General features: G+C 73.2%; 11 protein-coding genes. 5 read left to right on the top strand and 6 right to left on the bottom strand.

The features are described 5' to 3' along the window. Positions 1 to 90 precede the first annotated feature (90 nt). Both M4J07_RS41530 and M4J07_RS41525 read left to right on the top strand, forming a co-directional pair. Positions 91 to 2,145 carry a phosphocholine-specific phospholipase C gene (locus M4J07_RS41530; RefSeq protein ID WP_255981240.1) on the top strand — a complete coding sequence of 685 codons (2,055 nt, stop codon included), beginning with the start codon at positions 91 to 93 and terminating at the stop codon, positions 2,143 to 2,145. Positions 2,146 to 2,242: 97 nt separating this feature from the next. After that, the gene (locus M4J07_RS41525) at positions 2,243 to 3,175 is read left to right on the top strand and encodes a phospholipid scramblase-related protein (RefSeq protein WP_255981238.1); all 933 of its coding nucleotides are present in this window, start codon (positions 2,243 to 2,245) and stop codon (positions 3,173 to 3,175) included. 68 nt (positions 3,176 to 3,243) lie between these two features. Here the strand turns inward: M4J07_RS41525 and M4J07_RS41520 are convergent, their stop codons facing one another. Continuing rightward, a complete protein-coding gene (locus M4J07_RS41520; protein ID WP_255981242.1) occupies positions 3,244 to 4,611 on the bottom strand; it encodes an MFS transporter in 1,368 nt (455 codons plus the stop codon). A 259-nt stretch (positions 4,612 to 4,870) separates the two neighbouring features. Between M4J07_RS41520 and M4J07_RS41515 the strand changes: the two genes are divergently transcribed. After that, positions 4,871 to 5,449 (top strand): TetR/AcrR family transcriptional regulator, encoded by a 579-nt coding sequence (locus M4J07_RS41515; protein ID WP_255981236.1) that lies wholly within the window; start codon positions 4,871 to 4,873, stop codon positions 5,447 to 5,449. 58 nt (positions 5,450 to 5,507) lie between these two features. On the opposite strand, the gene M4J07_RS41510 is transcribed toward M4J07_RS41515, so the two are convergent. After that, the gene (locus tag M4J07_RS41510) at positions 5,508 to 6,422 is read right to left on the bottom strand and encodes a hypothetical protein (RefSeq protein ID WP_255981234.1); all 915 of its coding nucleotides are present in this window, start codon (positions 6,420 to 6,422) and stop codon (positions 5,508 to 5,510) included. Continuing rightward, complete coding sequence (locus M4J07_RS41505) at positions 6,419 to 7,405, bottom strand: phosphatase PAP2 family protein (RefSeq protein ID WP_255981232.1); 987 nt, start codon at positions 7,403 to 7,405, stop codon at positions 6,419 to 6,421. The genes M4J07_RS41510 and M4J07_RS41505 overlap by 4 nt, the downstream gene beginning before the upstream one ends. Positions 7,406 to 7,604: 199 nt before the next feature. On the opposite strand from M4J07_RS41505, the gene M4J07_RS41500 reads away from it, so the two are divergent. Then, a complete protein-coding gene (locus tag M4J07_RS41500) occupies positions 7,605 to 8,237 on the top strand; it encodes a TetR/AcrR family transcriptional regulator (protein WP_255981230.1) in 633 nt (210 codons plus the stop codon). Between the two features lie 141 nt (positions 8,238 to 8,378). Here the strand turns inward: M4J07_RS41500 and M4J07_RS41495 are convergent, their stop codons facing one another. Beyond that, positions 8,379 to 9,479: a DUF2510 domain-containing protein gene (locus M4J07_RS41495; protein WP_255981228.1), complete on the bottom strand. Its 1,101-nt coding sequence runs from the start codon at positions 9,477 to 9,479 to the stop codon at positions 8,379 to 8,381. A gap of 242 nt (positions 9,480 to 9,721) precedes the next feature. Between M4J07_RS41495 and M4J07_RS41490 the strand changes: the two genes are divergently transcribed. After that, the gene (locus M4J07_RS41490; RefSeq protein ID WP_255981226.1) at positions 9,722 to 12,397 is read left to right on the top strand and encodes an ATP-binding protein; all 2,676 of its coding nucleotides are present in this window, start codon (positions 9,722 to 9,724) and stop codon (positions 12,395 to 12,397) included. Positions 12,398 to 12,417: 20 nt separating this feature from the next. On the opposite strand, the gene M4J07_RS41485 is transcribed toward M4J07_RS41490, so the two are convergent. Continuing rightward, a complete protein-coding gene (locus tag M4J07_RS41485; RefSeq protein WP_255981224.1) occupies positions 12,418 to 13,227 on the bottom strand; it encodes an SDR family NAD(P)-dependent oxidoreductase in 810 nt (269 codons plus the stop codon). A 64-nt stretch (positions 13,228 to 13,291) separates the two neighbouring features. Then, on the bottom strand, positions 13,292 to 14,337 hold a 1,046-nt coding region (gene pcaDC, locus M4J07_RS41480), incomplete at its 5' end, for a bifunctional 3-oxoadipate enol-lactonase/4-carboxymuconolactone decarboxylase PcaDC (RefSeq protein WP_255981222.1).

The following is a 14,337-nucleotide window of genomic DNA, read 5'->3' as shown; positions in this document are numbered from 1 at the left end:
CCTTTCCCTCAACCCCGCTCGTCTTGAACACTCCCGTTGCCCCTCTTCGTGGACCGACCACCACCGAAGCAACAGGAGACCCCCACACTCATGACCGAACTCAATCGGCGCCGTTTCCTCCAGATCGCCGGGGCCACGGCCGGGTTCACCGCCCTGTCCGGCTCCATCGACCGGGCCGCCGCGATCCCGGCAGCACGCCGCAGCGGCACCGTCCAGGACATCGAGCACATCGTCGTGCTGATGCAGGAGAACCGTTCCTTCGACCACTACTTCGGGTCCATGAAGGGCGTCCGCGGCTTCGGCGACCCGCGTCCGGTGACGCTGCCCAGCGGCAAGCCGGTGTGGAACCAGACGAGCGGCGGCAAGGAGACCCTGCCCTACCACCCGGACGCGGCCGACCTCGGCATGCAGTTCATCGCGGGACTCGACCACGACTGGGCCGGCGGGCACAGCGCCTTCAACAACGGCAAGTACGACAACTGGATCCCCGCCAAGGGCACCGGCACGATGGCGTACCTGACGCGCGGCGACATCCCGTTCCACTACGCCCTCGCCGACAAGTTCACCGTCTGCGACGACTACCACTGCTCGTTCATCGGCGCGACCGACCCGAACCGCTACTACATGCTCTCCGGGTACGTCGGCAACGACGGCACCGGCGGCGGACCGGTCCTGGGCAACGAGGAAGCGGGCTACGGCTGGACCACGTACGCCGAACGCCTGGAGAAGGCGGGCGTCTCCTGGAAGGTGTACCAGGACGTCGGCGACGGCCTGGACGCCGCGGGCGGCTGGGGCTGGATCGACGACGCGTACCGCGGCAACTACGGCGACAACTCGCTCCTCTACTTCAACACCTACCGCAACGCCAAGCCGGGCGACGCCCTCTACGAGAAGGCTCGCACCGGCACGAACGCCAAGGCGGGGGACGGGTACTTCGACGTCCTGAAGGCCGACGTGAAGGCGGGCACGCTGCCGAAGATCTCCTGGATCGCGGCGCCCGAGGCGTTCTCCGAGCACCCCAACTGGCCCGCGAACTACGGCGCCTGGTACATCTCGCAGGTCCTCGACGCGCTCACCTCGAACCCCGACGTGTGGAGCAGGACGGCCCTGTTCATCACGTACGACGAGAACGACGGCTACTTCGACCACGTCGTGCCGCCGTACGCGCCCGCCTCGGCGAACCAGGGTCTGTCGACGGTCGACACGAAGCTCGACTACTACCCGGGCGGCAGCCGCGCCGCGGGCCCGTACGGTCTCGGGCAGCGGGTCCCGATGCTCGTCGTCTCGCCCTGGTCGACCGGCGGCTACGTCTGCTCGGAGACCTTCGACCACACCTCGATCCTGCGGTTCATGGAGAAGCGGTTCGGGGTGAAGGAGACCAACATCTCGCCGTGGCGGCGCGCGATCTGCGGCGACCTCACCTCGGCCTTCGACTTCTCCCTCAAGGTCACCGACCCGGCGGACCTGCCGGACACCGCGGGCTACCTCCCGCCCGACCACGACCGGCACTCCAGCTACGTCCCCAAGCCGCCCGCGCAGGGCGCGCTGCCCAAGCAGGAGAAGGGCTCCCGGCCCAGCCGCCCGCTCGCGTACGCGCCCTACGTCGACGGGGCGGCGGACCTGGCGACGGGCAAGTACAAGCTGACGTTCAGCGGCGGCCAGCTGGCGGGGGCGGCCTTCCAGGTCCGCTCCCAGAACCGCACCGACGGACCGTGGACGTACACCGCGGAGGCCGCCAAGTCGATCTCCGACAGCTGGAACTCGGTCTACTCGGCGGGGAGTTACGACCTCACCGCGCACGGTCCGAACGGCTTCCTGCGCGCCTTCAAGGGCAACAACAAGGTGGCCGAGCCGGAGGTCACCGCGCGGCACGACGGCGCCACCGGCAATCTGCTGCTGACCCTGCGCAACCCGGGCACCGCCGACGCCCACCTCACCGTCACGAACGCCTACGGGGGGACGCCGCAGACGTACACGGTGCGGGCCGGCGCCACCGTCCAGCAGACCGTCGACCTGCGCGCCACCCAGCGCTGGTACGACCTGAAGGTCGTCCTCGACGGCAGCGCCGGATACCTGCGGCGCCTCGCCGGACACGTGGAGAACGGTCAGGCCGGGGTCAGCGACCCGGGCATCGCGACCGCGTGAGCACCGCGCCCCTCCGGTCACCGGTGCGACTGGAGGGGCGCACATCACATTCCTGTGGCCTGGATGCATTCCTGGGGCCTCGCGATAGTGTGCCCCGGTGACGACGCAATCGAACACCCCTGCCGGTTGGTACCCGGACCCCCAGGGCGCCGCCCAGACGCTGCGGTGGTGGGACGGTGCCCAGTGGACCGAGCACACCCACGCGGGTCAGGCCCAGGCGCCTGCGGCGGGCCAGGTCCCGCCGCAGGCGCAGCAGCCCCAGCCCGTGCAGCAGCACGCCGCGCAGGGACAGTTCGGCCAGCAGCAGCCCGTTCAGCAGCAGCCCGCCCAGCAGCAGTACGCCGCGCAGGCCCAGCAGCACGCGGACCAGGCCCGTGTGCAGCGCCAGGTCCAGCAGCAGGCCGGCGTCGCGGCCACCGGACAGGGCGGTGGCACGCTGTTCACCGAGCCGGTCCTGGTCGTGAACCAGAAGGCCAAGCTGATCGAGCTGACGAACGAGTACAGCGTCATGGACCAGCAGGGCAACCAGCTGGGCTCGGTCACCGAGATCGGCCAGAGCGGCCTGAAGAAGGCGCTGCGCTTCGTCTCCAGCGTCGACCAGTTCATGACCCACAAGCTGGAGATCCGCGACGCCTACGGGCAGCCGCAGCTGGTGCTGACGCGTCCCGCGAAGTTCATCAAGTCGCGGGTGCTCGTCGAGCGCCCGGACGGCTCGCCGGTCGGTGAGATCGTCCAGCAGAACGCCATCGGAAAGATCAACTTCGCGATGAACGCGAACGGTCAGCAGATCGGCGCGATCAAGGCGGAGAACTGGCGCGCCTGGAACTTCGCGATCGTCGACCACGCGGACCAGGAGGTCGCCCGCATCACGAAGACGTGGGAGGGCCTCGCGAAGACGATGTTCACGACCGCGGACAACTACGTGCTGCAGATCCACTTCCAGCTGCCCGAGCCGCTGCTCAGCCTCGTCGTGGCGACGGCCCTGACGGTGGACACCGCGCTGAAGCAGGACTCGCGCGGCTTCGGGTGACCGGCACTGCGCATGCGTGAAGGGGCGGGCCCGTCGTCGGACCCGCCCCTTCGTGGTGTCGCCGGCCGTCAGTGGTCGGCGGTCTCCCGCCGGGGCGCGGGCGTCGACGCGGCCCGGGCGACCAGGGCGGTGCGGCGTCCGGCCGGCACGAGGAGCGCGGCGAGCGCCGCCGCCAGGCACAGGCAGGCCAGCAGCGTGAAGCCGTGCGTGTAGCCGGAGGCGTACGGCAGGCCCGAGGGCTGGAGGCTGCCGGTGACCAGGCTGGTCATCAGGGCGGCGCCGATGGAGCCGCCGATGGTGCGGATGTTGGCGTTCATGCCGGTGGCCGCGCCGGTCTGGGCGGCCGGTACGTTCTGCACGATCAGGTTGGCCATCGAGGCGAAGGCGAGCCCGATGCCGAGCCCGAACACCCCCGCGGCCACGGCGATCTGCCACTGCTGTCCGTGCCACAGGGCGAGCATCGCGCAGGACACGGCGCCGAGCGCGGCGCCCGTCGTGAGCAGGGGCTTGGCGCCGACGACCGGTTCGAGGCGGCCGCTGACCACGCCGGCCAGGAACATGGCGACGAGCATCGGGAGCATCAGCAGCCCGGCCCCGGTCACGCTCGACCCGAAGCCGTACCCGGCCGAGGACGGGGTCTGCACGAAGCCCGGCAGGTACGACCAGACCGCGTACATGCCGGCGCCGAAGAGCAGCGCGGCGGTGTTCGTCGTCCACACGGCGGGCAGCCGCATCACGCGCAGATCGATCAGCGGGCTCGTGGCCCGCGCCTCGGCGAGGACCCAGGCGCCGAACAGGACGACGGCGGCGGCGAGCAGTCCGATCACCTTGCCCGAGCCCCAGCCCCAGGACGTGGCCTGGCTGAGGGGGAGGAGCAGGGCGACGAGCCAGCCGGACAGCAGGACGGCGCCGGTCCAGTTGACCTGGCCGGTGCCGCGGTTCGGGGACTCGGGCACGTAGCGCAGGGCGATCAGCGCGGTGACGGCGACGACGGCGGACGGCAGCCAGAACAGCCACCGGTAGTCGAGCGCGCCCACGATCGGCCCGGCCGCCACGATGCCGACGCCGCCGCCCGCGGCGATCACGGCGGACAGGTTGCTGATGCTGGGGCTGACGCGGTGGGCCGGGAACTCGTCCCGGATGATCCCGAACGACAGCGGGAAGAGGGCGCCGCCGATGCCCTGGACGACGCGGGCGACGATCAGGACGGCGATGTTCGGGGCGAGCGCGGCGAGCAGACAGCCCACGGTGAGGGCGGTGAGCGCGGCGACCATGGTCCGCTTCTTGCCGACGAGGTCCCCGATCCGGCCCAGGATCGGCGTGAAGACGGAGGCGGACAGCAGATAGGCGGTCATCACCCAGGTGGACGTGGCCTGGGAGGTGTCCAGGGCGTGCTGGATCGTGGGCAGCGCCGGTGCGACCAGCGACTGCATCATCGAGAACACACCGGCACCGGTGGCGAGGACCGCGAAGGTGAGGCGGTTGTTCCGGTTCAAGACGGCTTCTTTCCGAGCGGAAGGCGGCAGGGGCCCGCGGCCCGCGGAGCTGCGCGGGCTGAAAGGATGAAGGCGGACGGAGTCCGGTGGAGACAGGTGGAGGGAGGGGCACCCTTGCTAAAGTGGAGGGTGCCCTCGACTTAAGGAACGATACCGGAGGGGTGCCTCCGGTTCAACCTCATGGGCGTAGAGGAGAGGCATGACCACGGACAGGGAGCGCGTCGGAGGTGTCGTCCTCGCGCAGCGCCCGCGCCGCGCGGACGCCCGGCGCAACTTCGACGCGCTGCTGGCCGCGGCGCGTGCGGCCTTCGCGGACAAGGGGGCCGAGGCCTCGCTCGAGGACATCGCCCGGCGGGCCGGGGTCGGCATCGGCACGCTGTACCGGAACTTCCCGACGCGCCAGTCCCTCTTCGAGACGGTCTACGCGGAGGAGGTCGACGCGCTGTGCCGGCTCGCGGACGAGCTGGCGGATACGGCGGAGCCGTGGGAGGCGCTCGTCGCGTGGCTGCGCCGGTTCGTCGACTACACCGTTACGAAGCGCGCCATCCGCGAGGCGCTCAGCGGTGAGTCCGAGATCTTCACGGCCTGCCGCGGCGCCATGCTCGACGCGGGCGAACCCCTGCTGCGCCGCGCCCGCGAGGCCGGCGAGGCCCGCGCCGACCTGTCCTTCGACGACCTGCTGCGGATGGTGTCGGGCGTGACGGCGGCGGCCTACGTGGACGAGGCCCAACGCGACCGGGTCCTCGGCTACGCCCTGGACGGAATCCGCGCCCGTTAGGGGCGCGGGGAACCGCGCGAGCGACCACGACGGTGGTGCGCTCGCAGAGATGCAGTCGTCAGGACGCCCGCAGGGCGAGTGGTTCCGGGTCCGGTTGGGTGGGGATCGCGGGGAGTGGCAGCACGTCCGCGGGGGACGGCGCCGGCGGAGCCGACGTCGTACGGGTGAGCAGGAGCACGCCCCGACCGGCCAGCGCGGCGCCACCCGCCGCGAGGGCCAGCCCCGCCACCCCGCCCTGGAGGCGCTCGCCGAGCAGTGAGACGCCGATGACGGCGGCGGCCAGCGGGTTCGAGAGGGTCACCATCGCGAGCGGCGCGCCGAGCCCGCCCCGGTACGCCGTCTGGGACAGCAGCAGCCCGCCCGCCGCGAACGCCGCGACCAGCAGCGCCACGACGATCACCTGCACGGAGAGCAGCGGCCCCGACCGGTCGGTCGCGGCGACGGTGACGGTCTGGGTGAGCGCGGACGCCACACCCGACGCGACGCCGGAGGCGGTGGCGTGCCGCAGTCCGGGTTTGGTGCCGCGCCGCGACAGGACGCCGATGAGCGCGGCCGTCGCGCCCGCGACCCCGAGCGCCTCGGGCAGCGCGAGCGTGTCGTCGGGGGCGGGCCCGGACGCGGTCACCAGGATCGCGCCGAGCCCGGCCAGCGTCAGTGCCGTGCCCCGCCACTCGCCGGACGAGACGCGCCGCCCGGCGATCCGGGCGCCGAGCGGCACGGCCGCGACGAGCGTGAGCGCGCCGAGCGGCTGGACCAGGGTGAGCGGACCGTACTTGAGCGCGGCGACGTGCAGCAGCGCGGCCGACGCGTTGAGCCCGACCGACCACCACCAGGCGCCGGTGCCGAGCAGCCGCCACAGGCCCGCCCCGGCGCCGGCGGTGCGGGCGGCGAGACGTTCCTGGGCCACCGCCGCGGCGGCGTACGCCACCGCGGAGACGAGCGAGAGCGCGACGGCGAGCAGTGTGGCGCTCATCGGCGGGCCCCGGTCGAGGCGAGCTGCGGCGCGGTCGCGACCGACGTGGAGCCGGGCTCGGGGGACACCTGGACGGGTATCCGGATCGGCATCCGCTCCAGGACGTCGGACGCGGACAGCGCGTCCGGGGGCGTGCGGAACGCGGCCGACGGAACCCACGGCGCCGACGGCAGCGCGCCCCGGGCCGTCGCGGCGACGGCCGCCACCGGCTCGGCGGGCGCGGGCAGCAGATGGCGGCGGATGGCGGACCCGCCCACCGTCAGCGGCATCCGGATCGCGGCGAGCGCGATGCCGAGCAGGGCCGTCGCGACGATCGCGTCGAGCCAGTAGTGGTTCGCCGTGCCGACGACGACCAGCAGCGTGAGCAGCGGGTGCAGCAGCCACAGCCACCGCCACCGCGACCGGGTGGCGACGATCAGGCCGACGGCGACCATCAGGGCCCAGCCGAAGTGCAGCGAGGGCATGGCCGCGAACTGGTTGGCCATCGTGTCGGTGGCCGGCTGCGCCGCGTACACCGAGGGCCCGTACACCTGCGCCGTGTCGACGAGGTGCGCGGCGTCCAGCATCCGGGGCGGCGCCAGCGGGAACGACAGGTGCAGGACGAGCGCCGCGGCCGTCAGCGCGGCGAGCACCCGCCGCGTCCACACGTAGTGGCGCGGGCGGCGCAGGTACAGGAAGACCAGGAAGCCGAGGGTGGCCGGGAAGTGCACGGTCGCGTAGTAGGTGTTCGCGACGTGGATCAGGGTGTCGCTGTGCAGCAGGACGCCCTGGACCGCTCCTTCGCCGGGCAGGTGCACGGCGCGCTCGAAGCTCCACACGTGGTCGGCGTTGTGGAACGCCTCGGCCTCGTGTCCGTTGGCCAGCTGGCGGCCGAACTTGTAGACGAGGAAGAGTCCTACGACCAGCAGGAGCTCGCGGACCAGGGGCGGTCGGGCGACGGATGCGTCCGGCTCCGGTTCGGCAGGCTCGGTAAGGGAATTCATCCCCCGGCCCCTTTTCGTGACGACTGGGTTGTGCGTGATGGTGCCTGGGCGCGCTTGTGGCGCGCTGGGGCGAGCACGACCGGTCGTCGTACTCATCGATACGCCAGTGTACCGAAACGTTCGCGTACCGGTACACTGGCGTATCGATAGGGGGATGTGATCTCATCGACACGGACGCCGGGCGAGGAGTGAGTGGGTCATGACGACGCGAGAGCAGACCGCTGTGGCGGCGCAGACCACTTCGCGCCGTTCCAAGATCACCCCTGAGCGGGCGCAGGAGTTCTACGACGCGGTCCTCGACCAGCTGCGGAAGAACGGCTACGACGCGCTCACCATGGAGGGCGTCGCCGCGCAGGCGTGCTGCAGCAAGTCCACGCTGTACCGGCAGTGGAAGACCAAGCCGCAGCTGGTGGCCGCCGCGCTGCGGGCCGGCCGGTGCACGAAGTTCTTCGCGGCCGACACGGGTACCCTCGCAGGTGACCTGGTGACCGCCGCGCGCAACGCGGCGACGCAGGCCAAGCCGGACACCACGCTGATGCAGGCGCTCGGGCACGCCGTCCAGCAGGACGCGGAGCTGAAGTGCGCGCTGCGGGAGGCGCTGATCGAGCCGGAGATCGCGTCCGTGGACGCGATCGTGGAGCGGGCCGTGGCGCGCGGCGAGGTCGCCGCCGACCATCCGGCCCTGCCCTATCTGGCGGCGCAGCTCTTCGGAGTGATGCGCAGCCGACCCATCCTGGAGGGGCGCGACGCCGACGCCGACTACATGTCGGGCTTCGTCGAGCACGTGCTGCTTCCGCAACTCGGTCTGTCCCCCGCGGGGCGGACCACCTAGACGGGAGGCCACCGGCCGCAGGGATGGCCGGCCGGTGGTCTGCCCGCGCCGCACCGTGGGGACGGGGGCGGCGCGCACCCCCGGGCCGGGCGGGTTCCTCCACTGAGCGGAGGGGGACCCGCCCGGCCCAAGTGCGGGACTCTAGACGTCCTGGCCGTTGCCGCCCGCGCCGCCGCCCATGGTCACCCGGGCCTTCTTGATCCCCTTGACGACCTTGTCGATCGCGGTGTCGTCGGGACCCGCGGCCTTCTCCTTCGCGGTCCGGGGTATGTCGACGCCGATGCGCACGACCACGAGGGTCTTCGGGTCGTACGGCGACGGGAACGCCACCGACTCCACCCAGGCGTCGACGGACGACTTGGTGTCCACGTTCCAGCGCACCCGGTAGCCCTGCTGCCCGGCGACGGTGACCTTCTCCGCGAGTAGCTGGTCGTGCTGGACGATCCCGCCGTAGACCTTGCCGCCGTAGGACGCCTTGGCGTTCTTGAGGATGTCCTCCTTCGCGGCGGCCTCCGCGGTCGTCGCGTCCAGCTTGAGATCCTTGGCCGACGACGTGGAGGCGCCGCCCCGCACGCACTTCTTGGTCACGTCGTCCGGGCACGCGTACGTGCCGGTCTGCACGCCGGCGACGCCCGGGCCGTCGGCGCCGGTCCAGCCGTCGAGGACCGGCAGCGCGACCCCGTTCGTGACGTCGGTGGCGTAGCCCTTGTCGAGCGGTGCCTGCGGGGACTGCGGCTCCTCGGGGGACGGGCTGCCCTCGCCCCCGCCGCTGCCGCCGCCCGGGCCGCCGTCGTTCCCGCGCGGGCCGTCCGGCCGCTGCGAATCGGCGCTTACCTTGCCGCTGCCGCCGTTGCCGTCGCCGGCCGTGAGCGCGTAGACGCCGCCGACGATCCCGGCCAGCACCACCACCGCGACCCCGGCCGCGATCGCGATCCGGGCCTTGTTGCGCGGCTTCGGCGGCAATTGGCCCGGATAGCCGGGATGAACCGGATAGCCCTGCTGGCCCGAATGGCCGGGCTGGCCGGGGTAGTTGGGGTACGCCGGAATCGTTCCCGGAGCGGTCGGCTGCTGGGCGGGCGGCGCGGGGGCCTGACCGGCCGGCTGCGGCGGGAGCGGCGGCGGGGTCGTTGCGGGTCGGGTCCGGTCCGTCCAGCGGCCGCCGTCCCACCAGCGTTCGGTGCGCGGGCCGTCGGCGACCTGACCGGGATCGGGGTACCAGCCTGCGGGAGTCTGCGACGTCATGGACGAAACAGTATGAGGCGAGCGTGAAAGGGGGATGAGAGGGTCCGCATCGCGGTCGCGATCGTTACCCGCCGCACCGCGCCGCCAGGATCCGGCCACCGTCCGCCCGCACCTGACGGACTCCCAGGTCCGGCCAATTGTCACCGGCTCCGCGGACCCCCCACCACGGTCCGTCCCCGCCTACTAGGCTCGACACCAGTACGTCGATCGACCGATGGTGAACGACACCGGGAGGATGCGGGATGACTCAGGGACGGCACGCCGACGCCGCCTCCTCCGGCCCGCCGCTGTGGGAGCGGGAATCCGAACTCGACGTCGCCGCGCGCGCGTTGGACGACCTGTGCGGGGACGCCGCGTCCTCCGGCAGCCTCGTCGTGTTCAAGGGCGTCGCCGGGATCGGCAAGACCGCGCTGCTCTCCCGGGTCAGCGACATGGCCGCCGGGCGGGCCACCGTGTGGTCGGCCCGGGGCGGCGAGACGGTCACCTCCGTCCCCTTCAACGTCGTACGGCAACTGCTGCAGCCCGCGCTGCTCGCCCTCACCGAGGAAGAGGCCCGCGAGTACTTCGGCGACTGGTACGACATCGCGGGCCCCGCCCTCGGGATAGCGGAGCCCACCGGGCGCCCGGCCGACCCGCAGGGCGTGCGCGACGGCCTCGTCGCCGCCGTGTCCCGGCTGGCCCGGCTGCACTGGCCCCTGGTGCTGCTCATCGACGACGCGCACTGGGCCGACCTGGAGACCCTGGAGTGGCTCGCCGCGTTCGCCGAGCGCCTCGACGACCTGCCCGTCCTCGTCGTGGTGGTGCAGCGCGACCCCGAGCACGCGGGCGCCGCCGCCTGCCTCGACGCGGTGGGCGCCGCCGCCCGGCCCGGCGCCACCCAGCTGCGCGCCCTCACCCCGGACGCCACCGCGGGCCTGACCCGGGCCACGCTCGGCGACCACGCCGACGACCCGTTCTGCCGCGAGGTGTGGGCGGTCACCGGCGGAAACCCGTACGAGACCGTCGAGTTGCTCGCCAAGGTCCAGGACAGCGACCTCCGTCCCGAAGAGGATTCCGCGGCCCAGCTGCGCGCCCTGAACAAGTCGGCGCGCGGCCGCGGACTCGTCGCCCGCCTCGAAGGGCTCGGCACGGAGGCGACCCGGTTCGCCTGGGCCGCCGCCATCCTCGGCACCCGGATCGAGCCGGGACTCGCCGCCCTCCTCGCCGGGATGAACCCGGAACAGGCGGGCCGCTGCGCCGACCGGCTGCGCGCCGCGCGCATCCTGACCGACGCCACGTACGGGGACGCGGGCACGCTGGAGTTCGTCCACCCGCTGATCGCCTCCGCCGTCTACGACGCGATCCCGTCGGCCACCCGCACCGCCATGCACGGCCAGGCCGCCTGGGCGGTCACCGCCTCCGGGCACGGCCCGGCCGCGGCCTCCCGGCACCTGCTGGAGGTCCACCCGGACGACGACCCCGAGCTCGTCGAGCAGATGCGTGCCGCGGCCCGCGAGCACCTCTCCGTCGGCGCGCCCGAGGCCGCCCGCCGCTGCCTGGAGCGCGCCCTGCGGGAGCCGCCGCTGCTCGACGTGCGCCCGCAGGTGCACTACGAGCTGGGCTGCGCCACGCTCCTCACCTCGCCCGCCACCACCATCGGCCACCTGGACGCCGCACTCGACTCGGCACCCGGACTCGTCGGCGACCTGCGCGTCGACGCCGTCTGCCGGCTCTCCCAGGCCCTGGTCCACAACGACCAGCTGGAGGAGGCGCTGCGCCTCATCGACACCGAGGCCGGCCTGCTCGAACCGGGCCACGCGCGGCTGCGGCTGCAGGCCATGCACTTCATGTGGGAGGGCATCCACGCGGGCGAGGAGGACTCCCCGGGCCGCTCCCGCAGCCTCGCCGCGCTCGCCGACCAGCTCGCCGGCCGGGACAACCCGGAGCGGGTCCTGCTCGTGCTGCGCGCCTTCGACGCGATGACCCGCGGGGAGAACGCGGAGGAGGTCGTCGAGCGCTGCGACAAGGCCCTCGTCAACGGCCGCCTGGCGCCCGGCCTCGGCTGGACCGACCCCGAGTGGGGCTTCGAGATCCTCGCCATGCTCGGCAGCGCCTATCTCTTCGCCGACCGGCTCGACCGCGCCGAGAGCCTGTTCACCGAGGCCGTCCGCGAGTACGAGACGGCCGGCTGGAGCGGCGGCCACCTCGCCCTCGCGCACGCCTTCGTCGGCTACGTCCACCGCAGGCGCGGCCGGCTCACCGACGCCGAGGCGTTCCTGCGCGAGTCGCTGCGCCTCGCCGACCGCGTCGGCCGCGGCCTGCCGATGCACTGGGACGCGGCCTGCATGCTGATCGACACGCTGCTCGCCCGCGGCAAGGCGGGCGAGGCGATGGAGATCGCGGACCGCTACTCCTTCGGACCGCCCTACCCGTCCACGATCGTGCTGCCCGACGCGCACTCGGTCCGCGGCCGGCTGCTGCTCGCCACCGGAGAGATCGACGAGGGCGTCAACGAGCTGGAGGCGGCGGCCAAGGCCGCCATCGCCCGCGGCGGACACAACACGATCATGGCACCGTGGGCCCTCGACCTGGCCCGCGCCCTCGCCGTCAGCGACCCCCGGCGCGCCGCCGCACTCGCCGCCGAGGCCCGCGTCCAGGCCGAGCGGTTCGGCACGGACACCGCGATCGGCGAAGCGCTGCGCTGCGCCGCCGCGTTGGAGACCGGCCAGAAGCAACTCACCCTGTACGCCAAGGCGGTGACGTACCTGGAGGCATCCCCCTGCGCGTACGAGCACGCCCTCGCACGGGTCGAGTACGGCATAGCGGGGCGCTCCCTGTCGGAGCTCAACCGCGGTCTGACGCTGGCCCGTTCGTGCGGTGCGGACGGGCTGGCGGCGCGGGCCAGGGACGTCCTGGAGACGGGCCGGGGACTGCGCTAGCGCGGTCGGCCCGGCCCGGCTCAGCCGACGAGGCGCTCCAGCTCGGCGTCGAGCCGCCGCTGCACGGCCGGGTCGTACGCGCCCTCGTGCGCCCGCGCCGGACGCGGCCCGTCGAAGAACCGGCCGGTCGACTCGGCGCCCGGCGCCCCGGTGGCCAGCGCCAGGACTCCCGCGGCGCCGTCCTCGACACTGCTCCACGGCCGGATCCCGGCGTCCCGGACCATCGCCGTGTCCATGTACGTCGCCGGGTGGACGACGTGCGCCGTGACACCGGTGCCGGACAGCTCGCGGGCCAGCGAGAAGGTGTGCGCGGCGAGGGCGAACTTGGCGCGGCAGTACGCCTCGGTGCCGTTGTAGTCCTTGGCGAAGCCCAGGTCGTCGAAGTCGAGCGGAGCCTGTCCGAGGGAGCCGCAATTCACGATGCGGGACGGGGAGTTGGCGCGCAGCACGGGCAGCAGCACACGGGTGAGCGCCACGGGCGCCAGCAGGTTCACGGCGAACCGCAGCTCGTGCCCGTCGGCGCTCAGCTCACGCCCCGAGCCGCGCGGTCCGGCGCCGACCCCGGCGTTGTTGACGAGGACGTCGAGGTCCGGGCGGGCCTCGGCGACCCGCGCGCCCAGCTCGCGCACCTGCGCCAGCGAGGCGAGATCGGCGACGAACCCCTCGGCGTGCCCGCCGTCGTGCGCCGCGGCCCGCAGTTCCGCGACGAGCGCGTCCGTGCGGGCCCGGTCCCTGCCGTGGGCGAGGACGGTGTGCCCGTCGCGGACCAGGGCGAAGGCGAGATGCCGGCCGAGACCGGAGGTGGCACCGGTGATCAGAAGTGTGGCCATGGGGCCAGGCTAGGCGCACCATCGCCCCGTACCGGAGGCACAGTTGGTCCTACGCCTGCCGGGGTCACCCGACGCCCTCCTCGGCGAGGACCCGCTGGGCCGCCGCGAACGCGGAGTTGGCGGCGGGTACACCCACGTACACGGCGCACTGCTGCAGCACGGCGCCGATCTCGTCGGGCGTGAGCCCGTTGCGCAGGGCCGCCCGTACGTGCATGGCCAGTTCGTCGTGGTGGCCGTGCGCGACGAGCGCGGTCATCGTGACCATGCTGCGCTCGCGCCGGGTGAGCGTCGGATCGGTCCAGATCTCGCCCCACGCGTACCGCGAGATGAAGTCCTGGAACCGGGCCGTGAACGGCGTCTGCCGGTCCTGCGCCCGGTCGACGTGCGCGTCCCCGAGCACCTCGCGGCGCACCTCCATGCCGCGCCGCGCACGCTGCCCGAGGTGGGCGCGCAGCAGTCCGACGACCGCGTCCGGCCGCTCGGCGACCGCCAGGTGCGAGGCACCGGCCAGTTCGACGAGCTCGGCGCCCGGTACGGCGTCGGCGATCTCGCGCAGGTGGGCGGGCGGGGTGGCCGGGTCGTCGCGGCCGGCCACGACCAGCGTCGGCACGGTGATCTCGCCGAGCCGTCCGCTGATGTCGAACGCGGCGAGCGCGTCGCAACAGGCCGCGTACGCCTCCGGGTCGGCGTCCCGGTTGTCCCGCACGAGCCGGTCCACCCGGAACCCGGCCGTGAACCAGCGGGCCGGCGCCGTCTCGGCGACCCCCGCCGTCCCTTCCTTCCGCACGAGCGCGGCCCGCTCCTCCCAGGTCCTGGCCCCGCCGAAGTGCGCGGACGAACAGAACACGGCGAGGCTGCTGAGCCGCTCCGGGTGGTGCACGGCGAGGTACAGCCCGACGGCACCCCCCAACGAGACGCCCGCATAGGCGAACTGACGGATCCCCAGTTCGTCGGCGAGCCGCAGCACCAGCCCGGCGAGGTCCCCGACGCTCGCTCCGCGCCCGATCAGCCCGGCATCCGACCCACCGTGCCCCGGCAGATCCCACCGCACGACGCGGTGCGCACTCGACAGTTCGGGGGCGACCTGGTCCCACAACGCGTACGACGTCC

This window comes from Streptomyces longispororuber (assembly GCF_024448165.1).
GTDB lineage: Bacteria > Actinomycetota > Actinomycetes > Streptomycetales > Streptomycetaceae > Streptomyces > Streptomyces longispororuber_A.
This window is presented reverse-complemented; position numbering and strand designations above follow the sequence as displayed.

Bases quoted from the DNA above. Each gene is read 5' to 3' on its own strand.
- M4J07_RS41510 (WP_255981234.1), bottom strand. From the start codon at position 6,422: ATGAGCGCCACACTGCTCGCCGTCGCGCTCTCGCTCGTCTCCGCGGTG.
- M4J07_RS41495 (WP_255981228.1), bottom strand. From the start codon at position 9,479: ATGACGTCGCAGACTCCCGCAGGCTGGTACCCCGATCCCGGTCAGGTC.
- M4J07_RS41520 (WP_255981242.1), bottom strand. From the start codon at position 4,611: ATGATGCAGTCGCTGGTCGCACCGGCGCTGCCCACGATCCAGCACGCC.
- M4J07_RS41485 (WP_255981224.1), bottom strand. From the start codon at position 13,227: ATGGCCACACTTCTGATCACCGGTGCCACCTCCGGTCTCGGCCGGCAT.
- M4J07_RS41530 (WP_255981240.1), top strand. From the start codon at position 91: ATGACCGAACTCAATCGGCGCCGTTTCCTCCAGATCGCCGGGGCCACG.
- M4J07_RS41500 (WP_255981230.1), top strand. From the start codon at position 7,605: ATGACGACGCGAGAGCAGACCGCTGTGGCGGCGCAGACCACTTCGCGC.
- M4J07_RS41490 (WP_255981226.1), top strand. From the start codon at position 9,722: ATGACTCAGGGACGGCACGCCGACGCCGCCTCCTCCGGCCCGCCGCTG.
- M4J07_RS41505 (WP_255981232.1), bottom strand. From the start codon at position 7,405: ATGAATTCCCTTACCGAGCCTGCCGAACCGGAGCCGGACGCATCCGTC.
- M4J07_RS41515 (WP_255981236.1), top strand. From the start codon at position 4,871: ATGACCACGGACAGGGAGCGCGTCGGAGGTGTCGTCCTCGCGCAGCGC.